This is a genomic window from Cupriavidus sp. CPT47-8839-RL05A (genome assembly GCF_058792255.1).
Genome location: NZ_JBYTEG010000009.1, coordinates 246,428 through 264,767, shown reverse-complemented (window position 1 = coordinate 264,767; position 18,340 = coordinate 246,428). Strand labels below are relative to the sequence as shown.

The window sequence follows — 18,340 nt, the reverse complement described above, 5'->3', positions numbered from 1 at the left end:
CGCACGGATCGTTAAGTCGCGACCTTCTCGCTACACCGTTCGGTACCTGAAGAAGGACCTTAACTGAACGGCATTACACCCGAAGGTGCGTTTTTTTGGGGACCGGTGCCGGTCAGACCGAGAACGACGAGCCGCAACCGCAGGTGGTCGAGGCATTCGGGTTCTTGATCACGAACTGCGCGCCGTTGATGTCTTCCTTGTAGTCGATCTCGGCGCCGACCAGGTACTGGTAGCTCATCGAGTCGATCAGCAGGGTGACGCCGTTCTTGACCATGGTGGTGTCGTCTTCGTTGACTTCCTCATCGAAGGTGAAGCCATACTGGAAGCCGGAGCAGCCGCCGCCCTGCACGAACACGCGCAGTTTCAGTTCGGCATTGCCCTCTTCCTCGATCAACTGCTTGACCTTGTCGGCGGCGCTGTCGGTAAAGACGAACGGTGCCGGCACGTCCTCGGTAACGGGTGCCTCTGCGACTGCGTTCATGGGGTGTTCTCCTGTTTAGATACGCCTGTATTCTAAGCGCTACTGGAAGATCGTGCCGAAACCCTGTGCTTTCAAGGGGTTCCCGGCATGGCGGATGCCGCTCAGGCGGCCTTTTCAGTGGGATGGGCGTCGGCAGCGGGGGTTGTGTGGTCCGTGGCACCAGCCTCGTCCGCCGCTTCCGTCACTTCAGCCGCAGGCGCGGCCTCGACCAGGTTCGGCAGCGCCTTGACCTCGCCTTGCAGCAGCGGCATCAGGCGGCCTTCGACCAGCGCACCCTGGTGCATTTCGAGCGCCGCATAGCGCACGTCGCCCAGCACGCGGGCATGCGGCTGCAGTTCGAGCAGGTCGGTGGCCTGCACCGGGCCCTTGACGGTGCCGTTGAGCACCAGGTGGCCGACGCTGATCTCGCCCTCGACCATGCCTTTTTCGCTGACCACCAGCATGCTCGGCTTGCCCTGCGCCGCGGTGACGTTTCCGCGCACGCGGCCGTCCAGGCGCAGGCCGCCAGCAAACACCAGGTCGCCGTCGATGGCGGTGTCTTCGCCGATCAGCGTATCGATCGAAAGGCCCTTCTTTTTCGAAAACAGCATAACTCTCACTCCTCTCTCGTTCGTGCCGACCCCTCCGGCCGTGGCGCATTCGCGCCGGCAAGCAGCACTTGCCGATGGCGACAGGGCGTGATTGTAGCCGCGCGCAGCCCATACCCCACAAAAGTATGGCTGCCCCATCGCTTTTTCGGCAGGCCAGAGTATTTTCGTACCCTGCGGGCGAAAAAAAACCGCACGGCCAGCGTGCGGTTTTTTGGTCTCGCAAGATCCGGCAGTACCGGACCCGCGAAAACGCATCAGCGCTTCGAGAACTGCTTGCGACGACGCGCCTTGTGGAAGCCGACCTTCTTACGTTCGACTTCACGTGCATCGCGCGTGACGTAGCCAGCCTTCGACAGGGCCGACTTCAGGGTCGCATCGTAGTCGATCAGGGCGCGGGTGATGCCGTGGCGCACTGCGCCGGCCTGGCCGGTTTCGCCACCGCCGGTCACGTTGACCTTGATGTCGAACGTTTCAGCGTGAGCGGTCAGTTCCAGGGGCTGGCGCACGATCATCAGCGAGGTTTCGCGAGCGAAATACTCTTTGATGGGCTTGCCGTTGACGATGATGTCGCCCTTGCCCGACTTGATGAAGACACGAGCCACAGCGCTCTTGCGGCGGCCAGTACCGTAATTCCAGTTACCGATCATGGATTGGCCTCCTTAGATTTCCAGCGCCTTGGGCTGCTGCGCTTCATGCGGATGCTCGGCTTCGGCGTAAACCTTCAGCTTCTTGATCATCGCATAGCCCAGCGGACCCTTCGGCAGCATGCCCTTCACAGCCTTTTCCAGGGCACGGCCCGGGAAACGCTGCTGCATCTTGCCGAACGTCGTTTCGTAGATACCGCCCGGGTAGCCCGAATGGCGATAGTACTTCTTGTCCGTTTCCTTGGTACCCGTGACACGCAGCTTGGCTGCATTGACGATGATGATGTAATCACCCGTGTCGACGTGCGGAGTGAATTCCGGCTTGTGCTTGCCGCGCAGACGGCGTGCCACTTCGCTGGCGACACGGCCGAGGACTTTGTCCGTCGCGTCAATCACGTACCAGTCGCGCTTTACCTCATGAGGCTTGGCGGAAAAGGTCTTCATGATTTTTCCTGACTATTAGTTCGTACCCGAAATCCGACTCGCGAAGGCTTGTGCTCGCCCCTGCAAGTCTTGTGGCTGGCCCGTGAAGGCTGGCCTGATCCTGCTCTTTCTTCCGCGGGTATGACGGAAAGCCTTCCATTATACTGGCGGCTGCCGGAACCGCACAAGCAAAGACTGACCTTTTCGTCAAGGTCGCCGCCATGGCGGGACCAAACCAGGGCAGCGTCGCGCACTTGTCAGTGCTTAGCGCACCAGAACGCAGGGGCGAAAAAAAACCCAAGCGGTTGAGCTTGGGTTTGAATCCACCAAAGGAGGAGGGTGGAGGAGACACTGGGAGATCGACGGAGGGACTGGCGGGCGGTGCGGCTTGCCCTGGAGCTTCGCTTTCGCACTCTGGCGCGCTGTCAGTGCCGTCGTTCAATGATTCAAATTATACATGGGGTTTTCCCCAGTGCAAGGGGAATTTGCACTGCGAAATGCAATTTCGTATTGCGGAAAGAAGAACGTGGCGCACCAGACAGGATATTTCATTTAAAAATCAATGGTTTATGCAAAATCAAGGCATGTCATTGAGCTGTCATACTAGAGGAAACCCTCAGATTTCGTAGGGATATGGGCGTCAGCAGCCCAAGCTTGGCGATGCCATATACTGAGAATTGCAAGATTCGTGATCATGCGCTTGTGATCGGAAGCACACAATATAAACGACAGGAACGAACAAAATGGAATGCAAAGTGACATGGATGGGTGCCGACGGCATGAGCTTCGTGGCCCAGACCGGCAGCGGCCATATCGTGGCGATGGACGGTGCGCCCGAGGGCGGCGGCCATAACCTGGCGCCGCGGCCGATGGAAATGGTACTGCTCGGCACCGGCGGCTGCACCGCCTACGACGTGGTGCTGATCCTCAAGCGCGGCCGCCAGGACGTCTCCGGCTGCAGCGTGCAGCTGCAGGCCGAGCGCGCCGGCGAGGACCCCAAGGTCTTCACCCGCATCAACTTCCATTTTGTGGTGACCGGCAAGAATCTCAACCCCGCCACGGTCGAGCGTGCCATCAAGCTGTCGCACGAAAAGTACTGCTCGGCGTCGATCATGCTGGCCAAGACGGCCGAGATCACGCACACGATGGAAATCGTCGAAGCCTGAAGGGAAGATGCAGACCCGGTACGCCGTGGTGGCGCCGGGTCATGCCGGAAGAAGAAGCAAAGCAGGCCGATAAGCCGGATTCTGTGCGCCCCGCCCGCCTTGCGGCAAACGGTGCGTGACAACCATTCCTCTAGGCCGGCTGTTACCAGCCGGCTCCAGCTCCCTACCCGCAGACTCAGCGGGCCGCTTCATCGCCTGCCTATTTGGGATTGCTCCAGGTGGAGGTTACCGCGTTTCACCCTTCCCGCCGGGCGAACCCGGCGGCAAGACTCGTCTCTGTGGCCCTATTCCGCACGTTGCCGTGGATGGCTGTTAGCCAACACCCTGCCCTGTGGAGTCCGGACTTTCCTCCCCCTGCACCTTGCGGTGCAGGCAGCGGTTGCCTGGCCTGCTTTGCGGCCCGCAGTCTAACACCGATTGGCGGCGCCTTCAGCCAGAGCGACGTCCCGGCCGGAATACCGCGGTATCGGCATAGAAGCCAGGTTCGGCGTTATCGCTGCACCAGCCCGGAATGCCCATCACCGGCAGCGGCGCAAAACTGCGCCCGCCGCGCAGCGCGCCAGCCTGGGCCGCAGCGGCAAGGGATTGCGCCAGCATGGCGTCCAGCGACGGGCCTGCCGCCTGCTGCGGCGCCAGCGGCAGCACCCATGCATGGGCAGTGACCGACTTGTACGGCTGCACCAGTTTTTCGAGTAGCGCATGGCCGAACGGCACCACCGTGCAGGCCCTGCCCCACACCAGCCTGGATTCGACCAGCAGGCGCTGCCACGCAAACCCCTTGAGCGCATCCGCCAGGTCCCGGTCGGTGCTGACAAACAGCACCGCGTTCTCGTCGAACAGGGTCGCCGCATCGCGCACGCCGCCGCGCGTGGTCTGCACGCCATCGCGCGCGATGACCTCGGCCTGGATCTGGTTGAGCACGCGCTTGGCCTGCGGGAAATGCAGCCAGGTCAGCGCGTTGAAGAAATCGTGGAGATTGTCGCGGGTCGGGATCTCGCCGGTGGCATGGATATGCGCCTCATAGGCGCTGCCTTCCGGCAAGGCATGCTGGGCGATGAAACGCAGCGGCAGGCCGCGGGCATTGCACAGGCGGAGTTGGGCTGCATACGCGCTTAGCAGCGCGCGCAGATCGGCGCCGCCCTGCACCGCCGCAGCGAGTGCGGCACCCTGCGCAGCAAACGGCTGGAACCACGGCCGGGACCAGTCGATCCCGGCCAGCGCGGCGACGAAGCGCTCGTCGCCCGCTTGCACCTGCATGGGCAAGGCCGCAGCAGGGTTTAGCGGGCCTTCCAGCGCAGCGTCTCGCCGCCGCGCAGCGGCACCAGCGTGGTGTCGCCATAGGGCAGCTCGGCCGGCAGTTCCCAGTCCTCGCGCTCCAGCGTCAGCATGCCGGTGTTGCGCGGCAGGCCGTAGAAGGCCGGGCCGTTGAAGCTGGCAAAGGCTTCCAGCTTGTCCAGCGCGCCGGCGCCGTCGAAGGCCTCGGCATACAGCTCCATCGCATGCAGCGCGGTATAGCAGCCGGCGCAGCCGCAGGCGTGCTCCTTCAACCCGCGCGCGTGCGGCGCGCTGTCGGTACCCAGGAAAAAGCGCGGGCTGCCCGAGACCGCGGCCGCCACCAGGGCCTCGCGATGGGTCTCGCGCTTGAGCACCGGCAGGCAGTAGTAGTGCGGGCGGATGCCGCCGGTGAAGATGGCGTTGCGGTTGTAGAGCAGGTGGTGCGCGGTGATGGTGGCGCCCACCGGACCGCTGGCGTCGCGCACGTATTCGGCCGCGTCCTTGGTGGTGATGTGCTCGAACACCACCTTCAGCTCGGGCATGTCGCGGCGCAGCGGCGTCATCACGCGGTCGATAAAGACGGCTTCGCGATCGAAGATGTCGATGCTGGGGTCGGTCACCTCGCCGTGCACCAGCAGCGGCAGGCCCGCGCGCTGCATCGCTTCCAGCGCCGGGTAGCAGCGGCGGATATCGGTCACGCCGGCGTCGCTGTTGGTGGTGGCGCCGGCCGGGTACAGCTTGACGCCGTGCACGAAGCCGCTGGCCTTGGCCGCGGCAATCTCTTCGGCCGTGGTGTTGTCGGTCAGGTACAGCGTCATCAGCGGCTCGAACTGCAGGCCGGCCGGCAGCGCCGCCAGGATGCGGGCACGGTAGGCCTGCGCCTGCGCCACCGTGGTCACGGGCGGCTTCAGGTTGGGCATGATGATGGCGCGTGCGAACTGGCGCGCGGTGTCGGGCAGCACGGCGGCCAGGGACGCGCCGTCGCGCAGGTGCAGGTGCCAGTCGTCCGGGCGGGTGATGGTGAGCTTCTGGGTCATGGCTAGCTTGGGCCTGCCGCGGCGGCGGCTGGCGTTCGTCGAAATCAGAGAATCAGGATGGCGCGGTAGTCGTTCACATTGGTGCGCGTCGGGCCGGTGACCACCAGGTCGCCGATGGCATCGAACAGGCCCCAGGCGTCGTGCGCGTCCAGCTGGCGCAGCCCAGGCAGGCCGGCGGCCGCGGCGCGCGCCAGCGTGGTCGGATCGGCCAGCGCACCGGCATTGTCTTCCGAACCGTCGATGCCGTCGGTGTCGGCCGCGATCGCATGCACGCCGGGCATGCCGTCAAGTTCGACCGCCAGCGACAGCAGGAATTCGGAGCAGCGCCCGCCCCGTGCCTTCGTGGCACCACCGCCGGCAGGCAAAGTGACCGTGCACTCACCTCCGGAAATCAGCGCCACGGGCGCGGCAAACGGCGCATTGTACGCGCGAATCTCGCGCACCAGCGCAGCGTAGACGCGAGCCACTTCGCGCGCTTCGCCGGTCACGGTATCGCCCAGCACCACCGGCGTGATGCCGCGTTCGCGGAACAGCGCCGCGGCCGCCTGCAAGCTGCCATGGGCGGTGGCGATCATGCGGTTGTCGACCCGGGCGAACAGCGCATCGCCCGGCTTGGGCGTCTCCGGCACCTCGCCGCGGGCGCCGCGCCCCAGGTGCGCCTGCACGCTGGCCGGCACCTGCGCGCCCCAGCGGCGCAGGATCTCCAGCGCATCGGCAAAGGTGCTCGGGTCGGCCACGGTCGGGCCCGAGGCGATCGCGCTGGGGTCGTCGCCGGCCACGTCCGAGACGATCAGCGTGGTCACCGGCGCATGGCTTGCCTGCGCCAGCCGCCCGCCCTGGATGCGCGAGACATGCTTGCGCACGATATTCATCTCGGTGATCGGCGCGCCACAGCGCAGCAGTTCCCGGGTGGTGGCCTTCAGGTCAGCCATCGGGATGCCTTCGGCCGGCAGCGACAGCAGGCTGGAGCCGCCGCCCGACACCAGCACCAGCAGCCGGTCCTGCGGCGTCAGCGACTGCACGCTGGCCAGGATATCGGCGGCGGCCTGCTCGCCTGCCTCATCGGGCACCGGATGGCCGGCTTCGATCACGCGGATATGGTCGGTCGGCAGCCCGTGCGCGTAGCGCGTGACCACCAGCCCCTCCAGCGTGGCCTTGCCGGCGTAGGCACGCTCGACCGCCGCCGCCATCGACGCCGCGGCCTTGCCCGCGCCCACCACCAGTGTGCGGCCGCCCACGTGGGGGGGCGGCAGGTACTGCGCCACGATCTGCAGCGGATCGGCCGCCGCCACCGCGGCGTGGAAGCTGTCCAGCAGCAAGGCGCGGGGATCGCCCGCGACCGCCGCGCTCACAGCGCCTCCGCGATAGCCAGGCCCAGGTCGGCCGTGCCGGCCCTGCCGCCGATGTCGCGCGTCAGCGGCGCATGTTCGGGGCCCGCGGCCAGCACCTTCTCGATCGCGCCCAGCACGGCGGCACCGGCTGCTTCATGGCCCAGGTGCTCCAGCATCATGGCGCCGCACCAGATCTGGCCGATCGGGTTGGCCACGCCGCGCCCGGCAATATCCGGGGCCGAGCCGTGCACCGGCTCGAACAGGCTGGGGAAGGTGCGGTCGGGGTTGATATTGCCCGACGGCGCGATGCCGATGGTGCCGGTGCAGGCCGGGCCCAGGTCGGACAGGATGTCGCCGAACAGGTTGCTGGCCACCACCACGTCGAACCAGTCCGGATGCTGGACGAAATGCGCGGTCAGGATGTCGATGTGGTACTTGTCGACCTTGATGCCGGGATAGCTGGCCGCCATCGCCTCGACGCGCTCGTCCCAGTACGGCATGGTGATCGAGATGCCATTGGACTTGGTCGCCGACGTCAGGTGCTTCTTCGACCGCTTCTGCGCCAGTTCGAAGGCAAACTTCAGGATGCGGTCGACGCCGGTACGGCTCATCACGGTTTCCTGCACCACGATCTCGCGCTCGGTGCCCGGGAACATGCGCCCGCCGATGCTGGAATACTCGCCCTCGGTATTCTCGCGCACCACGTAAAAGTCGATATCACCAGGCTGACGGCCGGCCAGCGGGCTCCTGATCCCGGGCATCAGCCGCACCGGGCGCAGGTTCACATACTGGTCAAACGAGCGCCGGAACTGCAGCAGCGAGCCCCACAGCGAGACGTGGTCAGGCACGGCATCAGGCCAGCCCACCGCCCCGAAGTAGATGGCGTCGTACTTGACCAGCGTGTCGAACCAGTCGTCCGGCAGCATCTTGCCGTGGCGGGCGTAGTAGTCGCAGCTGGAAAAGTCGAAGTGGTCCCACTGGAAGTCGATGCCGAAGCGGCGCGCCGCGGCGTCCATCACGCGGATGCCCTCGGGCATGACTTCCGTGCCGATTCCGTCTCCGGGAATCACGGCGATCTTGTATTGGCGCATGGTTATTGGGGAGATACGTGCAGGATGGCCGGTCGCCGCGCGCGGCCGGCCGACGCTGCTTGGCAGCGGCCCGGGTGCGCGGGATAATGTCTGCATTCTATTGCAAAGCGGCAGCCCGCTGCCGACCGGTGCCCCGATATGTGCCAGCTGCTAGGCATGAACTGCGCCACGCCGACCGACGTGACGTTCTCCTTCACCGGCTTTGCCGCGCGCGGTGGCCTGACCGACCATCACGCCGACGGCTTCGGTGTCGCCTTCTTCGAGGACAAGGCCTGCCGCCTGTTTATCGACAACCAGTCCGCCGGCACCTCGCCGGTGGCGGACCTGATCAAGCGCTACCCGATCAAGTCCAAGAACGTCATCTCGCATATCCGCAAGGCCACGCAGGGCACCGTGCTGCTGGAGAACTGCCACCCTTTCATGCGCGAGCTGTGGGGCCGGCACTGGATCTTTGCCCATAACGGCGACCTGAAGGGCTTCACCCCGTTCCTGTCCGGCGTCTACCAGCCAGTGGGCGATACCGACAGCGAACTGGCTTTCTGCACGCTGATGCAGGGCCTGCGCAAGCGCTTCCCGGGTTCGCAGCCGCCGCTGAACGAGCTGTGCCATGCGCTGGCCGACATCACCCGCGAGATCACGCTGCATGGCGTGTTCAACTACCTGCTGTGCAACGGCCAGGCCCAGTTCGCGCACTGCTCCACGCACCTGTACTACATCGTGCGGCAGTGGCCGTTTTCGACCGCGCACCTGATCGACGCCGACCTGTCGATCGACTTCGCCCAGGTCACCACGCCGGACGACCGCGTGGCGGTGATCGCCACCCAGCCGCTGACCGACAACGAGACCTGGACCCGCTTCGCCCCGGGCGAGCTGATCATGTTCGAGGACGGGCACCCGACCATGACGCTGACGGTGCCGATCCCGCCGGAAGTGCAGGCGAAGAACGCGGCCAACACGGCCTGCACCTGAGCCATCGGGAACGAAAAAAGGGACGCCGAGGCGTCCCTTTTTGATTGCCCTGCGAGGCCGGTCAATGATGCAGGATCTTCGACAGGAACTGCCTGGCGCGCTCGGAGCGGTGTTCGATATTGCCGAAGAACTCCTCCTTCTCGCAGTCCTCGACGATCTTGCCCTGGTCCATGAAGATCACGCGGTTGGCCACCTTGCGCGCGAAGCCCATTTCGTGGGTTACGCACATCATGGTCATGCCTTCCTGCGCCAGCTGCACCATCACGTCCAGCACTTCGTTGACCATCTCCGGGTCCAGCGCCGAAGTCGGCTCGTCGAACAGCATGCAGATCGGGTCCATCGACAGCGCACGGGCGATCGCCACGCGCTGCTGCTGGCCGCCCGACAGCTGGCCCGGGTACTTCTCTGCCTGGCTCTTCAGGCCCACGCGGTCCAGGTACTTCAGGCCCTTGGCCATGGCCTCGTCCTTGGAGCGGCCGAGCACCTTCATCTGCGCGATGGTCAGGTTCTCGGTGATCGACAGGTGCGGGAACAGTTCGAAGTTCTGGAACACCATGCCCACGCGCGAGCGCAGCTTGGGCAGGTTGGTCTTGGGATTGCCCACCGAGGTGCCGTCGACCAGGATATCGCCCTTCTGGAACGGCTCAAGCGCGTTGACGGTCTTGATCAGCGTGGACTTGCCCGACCCGGACGGGCCGCACACCACCACCACTTCACCCTTGGCGACCTTGGTGGTGCAGTCGGTCAGCACCTGGAAGGCGCCGTACCACTTGGAGACATTGTTGATTTCGATCATACAGCCACCTTTTTCTGGTAACGCTTGACCAGCAGCGAAGCGGAGAAGCAGATAACGAAGTACACCACGCCGGCGAACAGCAGCATCTCGACGATGCGGCCGTCACGTTCGCCGATGCCGTAGGCCTGGCCGAAGAAGTCGGCCAGCGCGCTGACGTAGACCAGCGACGTATCCTGGAACAGGATGATGCCCTGGGTCAGCAGCAGCGGCACCATGTTGCGGAACGCCTGCGGCAGGATCACCAGCCGCATCGACTGGCCATAGGTCATGCCCAGCGCCTGCGCCGCGAACATCTGCCCGCGCGACACGCTCTGGATGCCCGCGCGGATGATTTCCGAGTAGTACGCGGCCTCGAACAGCGCAAAGGCCACCAGCGCGGACGTCATGCGCAGGTCGGTCGCCGGCGACAGGTTGAACAGGTTCTGCAGCACCTGCGGAATGATCAGGAAGAACCACAACAGCACCATCACCAGCGGGATGGAGCGGAAGATGGTCACGTACCCCTGCGCAAACCAGTTCAGCAGCCTGAACGACGACAGCCGCATCATCGCCAGGATGGTGCCCCAGACGATGCCCACCACCACCGCGGTGACGGTGATCTTGAGCGAGACCATCATGCCCTCGCCCAGGACCTCGAGCGTGGCAGGGGTGATGGAAGTGAAATCGAAGGAATAAGCCATGGCGCCCCCTTACTTGCCGCCGATAAAGCCGGGCACGCGCGTGCGGGCTTCCACCCAGCGCATGATCAGCATCACCGTCACGTTGATCAGCGCGTACATCAGCGTGACCGCGATGAACGATTCATACGGGCGCGCGGTGTAGTCCACCAGTTGCCGGCCCTGCGCCGCCAGTTCCAGCAGGCCGATGGTCGAAGCCACCGCCGAGTTCTTGAAGATGTTCAGGAATTCGGAAGTCAGCGGCGGCACGATCACGCGGAACGCCATCGGCAGCAGCACGTGGCGGTACGTCTGCGGCAGCGTGAAGCCCATCGCCAGGCCGGCATTCTTCTGCCCGCGCGCCAGCGAGTTGATGCCCGAGCGCACCTGCTCACAGACCCGCGCGGCGGTGAAGGTGCCCAGGCACAGCATGGCGGCCAGGAACTGCTGCGCGAACGGGTTCATCTGCTTGATCGCCTCGCCGCCGGGCAGCAGCTCGGGCGCGACGAAATACCAGATGAACAGCTGCACCAGCAGCGGGATGTTGCGGAAGATTTCCACATAGGTGGCGGCGATGCCCGCCAGCCACTTGTTGGGCACGGTGCGCAGCACGCCGAGCACCGAACCGATGACCAGGGCGATGACCCAGGACGAGAGTCCCAGGGCGAGCGTTACCTTCAGGCCCGAGATCATCCAGTCCAGGTAGGTCTCGTTCTGGGCGGCCTGTTCGAGGAAAACTGCCCAATGCCAGTTGTAGTTCATGTTGCGTCCTCAAAAAGAAACGGAAGGACATGCCTTCCGTTTCACACTGCTGTCAACGGCAGGTCAGTCCAGCGCCTTGTCGTTCGGCGTCTTGAACAACGCCTTCATGTCTTCGGACAGCGGGAAGTCCAGGTTGAGGCCCTTCGGCGGCACCGGCGTCATGAACCACTTGGTGTACAGGGTGTTGATCGAACCGTCCTTCATCATGCCGGAGATCACGGTATCGGACAGCTTCTTGAACTGCGGATCGTCCTTGCGGATCATGCAGCCATAGGACTCGCGCGATTGCGGCTTGCCCACCACGATCCAGTCGGCCGGGTTCTTGGCCTTGGCGCGCTCGCCGTACAGCAGCGCGTCGTCCATCATGAACGCGACCGCGCGCCCCGACTCAAGCGTCAGGAACGACTGGCCATGGTCCTTGGTGCTGATGATGTTCACCCCCAGCTTCTGGTCGTCGTTCATCTTGCGCAGCAGGCGCTCCGACGTGGTGCCGGCGGTGGTGACGACGTTCTTGCCCTTCAGGTCGGCCCAGTCCTTGATGCCGGCGTCCTTCTTCACCATGATGCGCGTGCCGATGATGAAGATGGAGTTGGTGAACCCAACCTGCTTCTGGCGCTCCAGGTTGTTGGTGGTGGAGCCGCACTCGATGTCGATGGTGCCGTTCTGCAGCAGCGTGATGCGGTTCTGCGAGGTGATCGGGATTTCCTTGACCTGCAGGTTCGGCAGCTTCAGCTGGTCCTTGATGGCTTCCACGATCTTCATGTTGATATCGTAGGAATAGCCGACCTGGCGCACGCCGCCCAGGTTGTAATTGAACGGAATCGACGACTCGCGCACGCCCAGCGTGATGACGCCGGTGTCCTTGATCTTCTTCAGCGTGCCCGTCAGTTGTTCAGCTGCCTGTGCCGTCCCGCACATCACGCCCCCGGCAATCATCAGGGCAGCCAGCTTGGCAAAATTCATAACATCTCCTTGACCATGAAGAGAAAGCGGGATTCTAGAGATAAAACCCCCACTGGTGAAACAGTATTGCGCAGCATCCGCCGCAATACAACTGGGTTTTCTCCTAGAACCCCACTTCAGGGCAATCACTGCGCACGGCGTCCGGATACGACAACGCGGTCTCCGGCGCTTGCCGGAGACCGCGTCTGGCGGTCATGAGCCATGGGGAGCGGGACGATTATTGCATTGCACCATGGCAGTGCCTTGTCCCGTTTCCCGTGCCCAGATCAGGGATACAGGCCGCGCATCTCGCGCGCCTGCAGGATCCGCGTGCAGGCCACGATAAACGCCGCCGTGCGCAGCGTCACCTTGTTGTCCTGTGCCACTTGCCAGATTGCCCGGAAGGCTTCTTGCATGATCCGTACCAGGCGCTGGTTGATCTCCTCCTCGGTCCAGAAGAAGCTGGAGAAGTCCTGCACCCATTCGAAGTAGGACACGGTCACGCCGCCGGCGTTGGCGATCACGTCGGGACAGACCAGGATATTGCGCTCGCGCAGGATATCGTCGGCTTGCGGCGTGGTCGGGCCGTTGGCGCCTTCAATCACCAGCTTTGCCGTGATCTTGGGCGCGTTCTGCACCGTGATCTGGCCTTCCAGCGCGGCCGGGATCAGGATGTCGCAGTCGACTTCCCAGAACTGCTCGGTACGCAGGACTTCGCCGCGGAAGCCTTCGATGGTGCCGCTGTGCGAGGCGTATTCCATTATTGCCGGCACGTCCAGGCCGGCCGGGTCGAACAGCGTGGTGCGGTGGTCCTGCACCGCCACCACCTTGGCGCCGGCCTCATGGAACAGCTTGGCCGCCACCGCGCCCACGTTACCGAAGCCCTGCACCGCCACGCGCGCGCCCTTGATCTCCAGGCCGATATTGCGCGCGGCCTCGGAGCCGACCACGAACACGCCGCGGCCGGTGGCTTCGTGGCGGCCGAGCGAGCCGCCCAGCGAGATCGGCTTGCCGGTCACCACGCCGGTGGCCGTGCTGCCGGAGTTCATCGAGTACGTGTCCATCATCCAGGCCATGACCTGGGCGTTGGTGTTCACGTCCGGCGCCGGAATATCCTTGCTCGGCCCGATGATGATGTTGATTTCGCTGGTGTAGCGGCGCGTCAGGCGTTCCAGCTCGGCGTGCGAGAGCGTGCGCGGATCGACGCGGATGCCGCCCTTGGCACCGCCGTAGGGCACGTTGACCGCGGCATTCTTCACCGACATCCAGGCCGACAGCGCCATCACCTCGGACAGGGTCACGTCCTGGTGGAAGCGCACCCCGCCCTTGCCCGGGCCGCGCGACAGGTTGTGCTGCACCCGATAGCCCTCGAAATGGGCAATGGTGCCGTTATCCAGTTCGATGGGAACGTCGACGATCATCGCGCGCTTGGGGCGCTTGAGGGTTTCGACCCAGCGTGCCAGCGAGCCCAGGTAAGGCGTGACACGGTCGACCTGCTGCAGGTAGATGCCCCAGGGGCCGAGATTGTCGGCATTGAGGTAAGACGGGAGTGCGTGCTTTTGGCCAGCAATATTGGTCGGTGCTGCGGAAGACATCGGTTGGTTCCGGTGTGAAGAATGCCCGCAAGCTTAGGGCTGGCGCCCCGCCCGAATCCAATGCCGTTTGCTCATCCGGTCATGCAAAACCTGCATAACGTTGTCATCTGGCGGAAACTGGGGAGCCGGCCGGCTGGGCGGACTGGGCCGCCGACAAGGTCGACCACACCTGGTCGACCAGCTGGCGCTTGCGCCGTGCGCCGGCGCGGCGTTCGTTGCCGTTCTCGCCCGGGCGCTCGCGGTACAGGCGGATTTCCATGTCGATCGACAACGGCAGCCCGCGCGCCGACTCGGCCCGCACCAGCCGGCCCGCGGCCACGTCCTCGCGCACCGCGCTTTCGGGCAGGAAGGCCATGCCGTGGCCGGCCAGCGCCATCACCTTGAGCGCCTCGGCCATGTCGGTCTCGTAGCATTTGTCGAGCTTGAGCGCCTCGGAGGTGTCGGCCAGCAGCAGGTCGACCATGCGGCCGAGGAAGGCGTTGGGCGTGTAGCTGAGGAAGGGCACCGGCTTCTTGTCGGTGCCGGGCAGCCGGAACTGCGGCTTGCCGGCAGCGTCCGGCACGCTGTAGGGCGACAGCCGCTCGGTACCAAGCACCAGCATGTCGTACCGGGCCGGATCCAGCTGGATCGCCTGGCGCGCGTGGTGGTAGACCATCACCAGGTCGCAGCCGCCTTCCACCAGCATCAGCACCGCGTCGTGGACGTTGAGCGCGCGCAGCCGGCACGGCAGCGTGCCGATCCTGCGCTCCAGCGCCTTGAGCCATTCCGGGAAGAAGGTCAGCGACAGCGTATGCGGCACCGCGAACTCCAGCACCTGGGCGTTGGCCGAGCGCTGGCCGCGCATCAGCGCGCGGGTCTCGCTGACCTGCGCCAGCATGGCCAGCGCCTGCTCGTAGAACACCTTGCCGGCCGGGGTCAGGCTGGTGGGGTAGCTCGAGCGGTCGATCAGTTCGGTGCCGACCCACGCCTCCAGCGACTGGATGCGGCGCGAGAACGCGGGCTGCGTGACGTGGCGCAGCTCGGCCGAGCGCGAGAAGCTGTGCGTCTCGGCCAGGCTGACGAAGTCTTCAAGCCATTTGATTTCCATGACGCGGATTATCCACCCGCGGCATGGGGGCCGTCACCTGGCCCCGGGGAGCACGGCGGACTACGCTGCCCCGCCCTTGCCCTCGTGCCGCTGGCGCAGCCACGGATAGCGCCCGACATCCTGCCCGCCATAGTCGGGATCCAGGTAGACATAGCAGCGCTGGATGCGGAAGTCGCGGATTTCGAACACATCGCACCAGCGCCCGGCGTGGGTGACGTCCGCGCGCCAGGTCTCGCCGCTCTTGAGGCTTCCGGCCGAGGTGCCCTCCACCACCAGCAAGTCGCCCTGCTGGATGAAGTTGGCATGGGCGATATCATGGCGGACCGACTCCAGGATTCCCATCAGGTCCCCGAACAGCTGCTCGATCTGCGCGCGGCCGTGCGCCACTCCCCATTTGGGAAAGCAGAACTCGGCATGCTCGTCAAAGAGATCGAGCACGCTCTCGCCGCGGTCCATGCGCTTGAAATACTCCAGCGCAACCGCCTTGCGCTGTTCATCCGTCATTATCTTGATTTCCATGATCCCTGAATCCTTGGCCGGCACGCCCCCGGGCGGGCCTGGCACCAGAAGAAGCGAAGTCCGGGCCGCGCTTGTGAAGGTCGGCTTGTTACTTGGCGATGGACTCCAACGCGCTGTAGGTCATGTCGCCTTCCTTGATCTTCGCTTCATTGAGCTTGTAGCCGCGGAACATGTAGATCGAAGCGTGGCGCGCCTTGAAATCGATGATGTCGCCCTGGATCGAAGAAGAGTACTTGGTACCGTCCTCGCCCACTGACGGGGTCATATGGAAGTTGATGAACTTCCAGAACTCGCCCTTCTTGTCATAGGCTTCGCCCATGTAGACGCGCGGATAGTTCACGTCCATATAGACCACCTTCTTGCCGTACGGGTGCTCGCCCGGCGGCGTGCCTTCGATCACCCACACCTCGCGCGGTTGCCAGGTCTGCACCGGGTTCCAGTACGGCGCGTTTTTCAGGTCCACGGTCTTCCATTCGTCCGGCGTCCCCTTCTTCGACGGGGTGTAGCCGAGCCTGGCATCCGAAATTGCCAGGATCCAGCGCTTGCCCACCAGCTTGATCTTCGGATACCACGAGGGCCTGGCGTTCCAGACGTAGATGTCGTCGTTCAGCACATCGAGCCCGCCCACCGGGTCCATCCACGCCCCGCCGGACAGGCGCCGCGTGCGCCGGGCCGACTTGATATAGGCCCAGCTGTCTTCCACCTTCGGGCTGTCATAGCGGATGGTGAACGTGCCCAGCCCGCGGATATCCTCCGGCGCGGTCGCGGCGAACAGCGTCTTGCTGAGCACGCTGCCATCCCCCAGCACCGGCTTGTCGCCGCTGAGCCGTCCCTTCATGTAATAGCGCTGGAACACCCAGTCCTGCGTCGACTCCAGGCCCTTGTCGCCGCTGATCATCAGGAAGGTGACCTTGTTGTTGATGACGTCCCCTTCCGGTGAGGCGTAATAGAAGTTCCAGATCAGCTTGTCGCCGGCAAAGGGGTCGTTCTGGCTGACTTGCGGGAAGGGAATGCCGGCCTCCCAACCCGTGACCTCGCGCGTCTTTTCATCGAACTGCGCCTTGCCCGCGTTCTTGCGGGTCGCCTCAAGGTACTTGGGATCGAGCTGCACGGGCTTGGCGTGGCCAAGCGGAATCGTCAGGCCGGTATTGCGGATCTGCCATTCAAGCTTCTCGGTCAGCAGGCTCGCAATGGTGTGGCCGTCGAAGGTGTCGTTCTTGACCTTGTCGATGTTGGCCTTGTCGATCACGGTGCCGGCGGGCAGTTCAGCGGCGACGGCAAGAGTGCCGCCTAGCGCGGCAAGCATGCACAGCGCGAGTGTCTTCTGGATGCGATACATGATGTGTCTCCTTATTTGGAACTGTCAGAACTGTCGCGTCAGGCGGGCCAGGAACTGACTATTGTTGGCAAAGGTGCCGAACAGGCGCGTCGACCCCTCCACCTGGCCGGGCTGACGTTTGTTCTTGGAAAAGAACAGATCCGCCTCCAGCACCAGGCGCCAGTGGTCGCCGTAGACGAACTCCACGCTCGGGATCAGGAAGCCCCCGCGGCCCTGCAGGTCCACCCCCGCGGCAAGCTGCGGATTGATCTTGTCGTTCCTGTAATTCAGCCCCAGTATCACCGTGGCGATGGTGGAGTGCTCCTTGGCCGCGGCGCCATAGCCCACCAGGTTGACGATATCGTCCGACCGCTTGTAGTTCTGGATCCATTTGTCGAACACCTGGACCGAGAAGAATGACGGCCGGCTGGTGCCCAGCAGCTTCGTCAGGTTCAGGCTCTTGTCGATCCGGAACATAGTGGTGACCACGTCCTTCTTGATGATCCCGCCAAAGCCCGGCAGGGCACCGCCAAAGAAGCTGGTGCCGATGTTGTAAGGCGCGTTGCGCGTGTAGACCAGCTCCGTGCTCAGCACGGAGTCGATGGCGGGCACATAGCCGCTGACGGTGGCGCCGAACAGGTCGATCTTGGGGAAGATGAAATCCCCGAGCGCGCCGGTCGGCGCGGCACCCGAAGGCGCGAAGGCCGAGTTCACCACCGGGTCGTTGTTGAATGTCTTCAGGTAGGCCAGCGAATAGTTCACCGGTCCCGCGATCCCTTCCCAGCGTACGCCTCCGGTCTGATCGCTGACATTCGCTCCCGGGTGACGATAGTTGTAGTTCAGCGCGCCGGGCGCCAGGAAGTCGACGCCCTTGTAAGGCTGCCCCGCCCAGCGGCCGCCGTAGAGATCGTAGCTGTTGCCGATGTCCCGGTTCCGGTCGATGCCTGGCCGATACAGCAATTGCAGGCTGCCGTCCGCCTCCGGCACATTGACCTTTGCCTTGACCAGGAACAACGGCTTGCGCAGTTCGTCGCCTTCGCGCTCGAGGAAGGAGCGCCAGCGGTAATCGAAGCCATTGACGAGATCCAGGGCGCGGAAGAAATCGGTCTCGCCCCAGACGACCTGCTGCTTGCCGATGCGGAAGTTGACCCGCTCCACGGGCGCGAACTCCATGTAGTACTCGCGCAGGTCGGCCCGGTCATACTGGTCCATCAGCCGGCTGCCCGGCCCGCCTGGCGAGTTGGACCGATTCAGTTGCTCCAGGTCCTTCAGGTATCGCGTCTTGTACTCCCCTTCGGCCCGCCCGACCACCTTCCATGTGACCGGTCCGGTTTTCGCGTCGGCATTGAGCAGCAGCGCCGCGCGCAGCATGGATGGCGAAAACCGGTCATTGCGGCTGGTCTCCGGCGGGTTCTGCAGATTGAAAGAGGCCCACGTGCGCGCATAGCCGCCCAGGCGGAAGCTGTAGTCATCTGATTTACCGTCGCCGCCGTCGGCGCTTTCCGCGCTGGCCGCGGCCGTCGCGCCAGCCTCTTCCGCATCCGCGGCGAGCGCGTTTGGCGACGCCGCCAGCAGCATCAGCGCCAGGCCTGCGGCGCCGGACTTCATGCGCCGCTCTCCCCAAGAATTCAATGTCACGGTCTCCTCCTGTTGGTGTT

Annotated in this window: 19 protein-coding genes and 1 other RNA gene; 2 read left to right on the top strand and 18 right to left on the bottom strand. The window is 64.4% G+C overall.

The genetic code is table 11. The annotated features are described in order from the left end of the window. Positions 1-112: 112 nt before the first annotated feature. The 4 genes from erpA to rplM all read right to left on the bottom strand — a co-directional run bounded on the left by erpA (position 113) and on the right by rplM (position 2,159). On the bottom strand, positions 113-481 hold the full coding sequence (gene erpA, locus AC3WVS_RS13770) for an iron-sulfur cluster insertion protein ErpA (RefSeq protein WP_010813904.1): 369 nt from the start codon (positions 479-481) through the stop codon (positions 113-115). A gap of 101 nt (positions 482-582) precedes the next feature. After that, entirely contained in the window at positions 583-1,071 is a 489-nt protein-coding gene (locus AC3WVS_RS13765; RefSeq protein ID WP_492319064.1) for a bactofilin family protein, read from the bottom strand. 254 nt (positions 1,072-1,325) lie between these two features. Next, complete coding sequence (gene rpsI, locus AC3WVS_RS13760; RefSeq protein WP_010813906.1) at positions 1,326-1,718, bottom strand: 30S ribosomal protein S9; 393 nt, start codon at positions 1,716-1,718, stop codon at positions 1,326-1,328. Between the two features lie 12 nt (positions 1,719-1,730). Then, complete coding sequence (gene rplM / locus AC3WVS_RS13755) at positions 1,731-2,159, bottom strand: 50S ribosomal protein L13 (RefSeq protein WP_010813907.1); 429 nt, start codon at positions 2,157-2,159, stop codon at positions 1,731-1,733. 722 nt (positions 2,160-2,881) lie between these two features. On the opposite strand from rplM, the gene AC3WVS_RS13750 reads away from it, so the two are divergent. Beyond that, complete coding sequence (locus AC3WVS_RS13750) at positions 2,882-3,304, top strand: OsmC family protein (RefSeq protein ID WP_492319063.1); 423 nt, start codon at positions 2,882-2,884, stop codon at positions 3,302-3,304. Between the two features lie 54 nt (positions 3,305-3,358). Here the strand turns inward: AC3WVS_RS13750 and rnpB are convergent. The 5 genes from rnpB to AC3WVS_RS13725 all read right to left on the bottom strand — a co-directional run bounded on the left by rnpB (position 3,359) and on the right by AC3WVS_RS13725 (position 8,038). After that, an RNA gene (rnpB, locus tag AC3WVS_RS13745) (RNase P RNA component class A) lies at positions 3,359-3,699 on the bottom strand. 34 nt (positions 3,700-3,733) lie between these two features. Further along, a complete protein-coding gene (locus AC3WVS_RS13740) occupies positions 3,734-4,561 on the bottom strand; it encodes a DUF3025 domain-containing protein (protein WP_492319062.1) in 828 nt (275 codons plus the stop codon). 20 nt (positions 4,562-4,581) lie between these two features. After that, positions 4,582-5,616 carry a dihydroorotase gene (gene pyrC / locus AC3WVS_RS13735; RefSeq protein WP_492319061.1) on the bottom strand — a complete coding sequence of 345 codons (1,035 nt, stop codon included), beginning with the start codon at positions 5,614-5,616 and terminating at the stop codon, positions 4,582-4,584. Between the two features lie 44 nt (positions 5,617-5,660). Then, positions 5,661-6,968 (bottom strand): glycerate kinase type-2 family protein, encoded by a 1,308-nt coding sequence (locus AC3WVS_RS13730; RefSeq protein ID WP_492319060.1) that lies wholly within the window; start codon positions 6,966-6,968, stop codon positions 5,661-5,663. Further along, a complete protein-coding gene (locus tag AC3WVS_RS13725) occupies positions 6,965-8,038 on the bottom strand; it encodes a tartrate dehydrogenase (RefSeq protein ID WP_492319059.1) in 1,074 nt (357 codons plus the stop codon). The genes AC3WVS_RS13730 and AC3WVS_RS13725 overlap by 4 nt, the downstream gene beginning before the upstream one ends. A 138-nt stretch (positions 8,039-8,176) precedes the next feature. On the opposite strand from AC3WVS_RS13725, the gene AC3WVS_RS13720 reads away from it, so the two are divergent. Further along, positions 8,177-9,007, top strand: coding sequence for a class II glutamine amidotransferase (locus AC3WVS_RS13720; RefSeq protein ID WP_010813913.1), 831 nt, complete (start codon positions 8,177-8,179; stop codon positions 9,005-9,007). 61 nt (positions 9,008-9,068) lie between these two features. Here AC3WVS_RS13720 and AC3WVS_RS13715 read toward each other — a convergent pair whose 3' ends face one another. From AC3WVS_RS13715 to AC3WVS_RS13675, 9 genes are all read right to left on the bottom strand, one after another. Beyond that, positions 9,069-9,803, bottom strand: coding sequence for an amino acid ABC transporter ATP-binding protein (locus AC3WVS_RS13715; RefSeq protein ID WP_010813914.1), 735 nt, complete (start codon positions 9,801-9,803; stop codon positions 9,069-9,071). Continuing rightward, positions 9,800-10,483, bottom strand: coding sequence for a glutamate/aspartate ABC transporter permease GltK (gltK, locus tag AC3WVS_RS13710; RefSeq protein ID WP_010813915.1), 684 nt, complete (start codon positions 10,481-10,483; stop codon positions 9,800-9,802). Before gltK ends, AC3WVS_RS13715 begins: the two co-directional genes overlap by 4 nt. A 9-nt stretch (positions 10,484-10,492) precedes the next feature. Then, a complete protein-coding gene (locus AC3WVS_RS13705) occupies positions 10,493-11,221 on the bottom strand; it encodes an amino acid ABC transporter permease (RefSeq protein ID WP_010813916.1) in 729 nt (242 codons plus the stop codon). 63 nt (positions 11,222-11,284) lie between these two features. Next, a complete protein-coding gene (locus tag AC3WVS_RS13700; RefSeq protein WP_010813917.1) occupies positions 11,285-12,184 on the bottom strand; it encodes a glutamate/aspartate ABC transporter substrate-binding protein in 900 nt (299 codons plus the stop codon). Between the two features lie 266 nt (positions 12,185-12,450). Continuing rightward, on the bottom strand, positions 12,451-13,758 hold the full coding sequence (locus tag AC3WVS_RS13695; protein ID WP_492319058.1) for a Glu/Leu/Phe/Val family dehydrogenase: 1,308 nt from the start codon (positions 13,756-13,758) through the stop codon (positions 12,451-12,453). A 103-nt stretch (positions 13,759-13,861) separates the two neighbouring features. Beyond that, positions 13,862-14,845, bottom strand: coding sequence for a LysR substrate-binding domain-containing protein (locus AC3WVS_RS13690; RefSeq protein WP_011614535.1), 984 nt, complete (start codon positions 14,843-14,845; stop codon positions 13,862-13,864). Positions 14,846-14,905: 60 nt separating this feature from the next. Continuing rightward, a complete protein-coding gene (locus AC3WVS_RS13685; protein ID WP_492319057.1) occupies positions 14,906-15,364 on the bottom strand; it encodes a nuclear transport factor 2 family protein in 459 nt (152 codons plus the stop codon). 88 nt (positions 15,365-15,452) lie between these two features. Further along, positions 15,453-16,703 carry a DUF1329 domain-containing protein gene (locus AC3WVS_RS13680; protein WP_492319056.1) on the bottom strand — a complete coding sequence of 417 codons (1,251 nt, stop codon included), beginning with the start codon at positions 16,701-16,703 and terminating at the stop codon, positions 15,453-15,455. A 24-nt stretch (positions 16,704-16,727) separates the two neighbouring features. Beyond that, on the bottom strand, positions 16,728-18,320 hold the full coding sequence (locus AC3WVS_RS13675; RefSeq protein ID WP_492319055.1) for a DUF1302 family protein: 1,593 nt from the start codon (positions 18,318-18,320) through the stop codon (positions 16,728-16,730). Positions 18,321-18,340 lie beyond the last annotated feature (20 nt).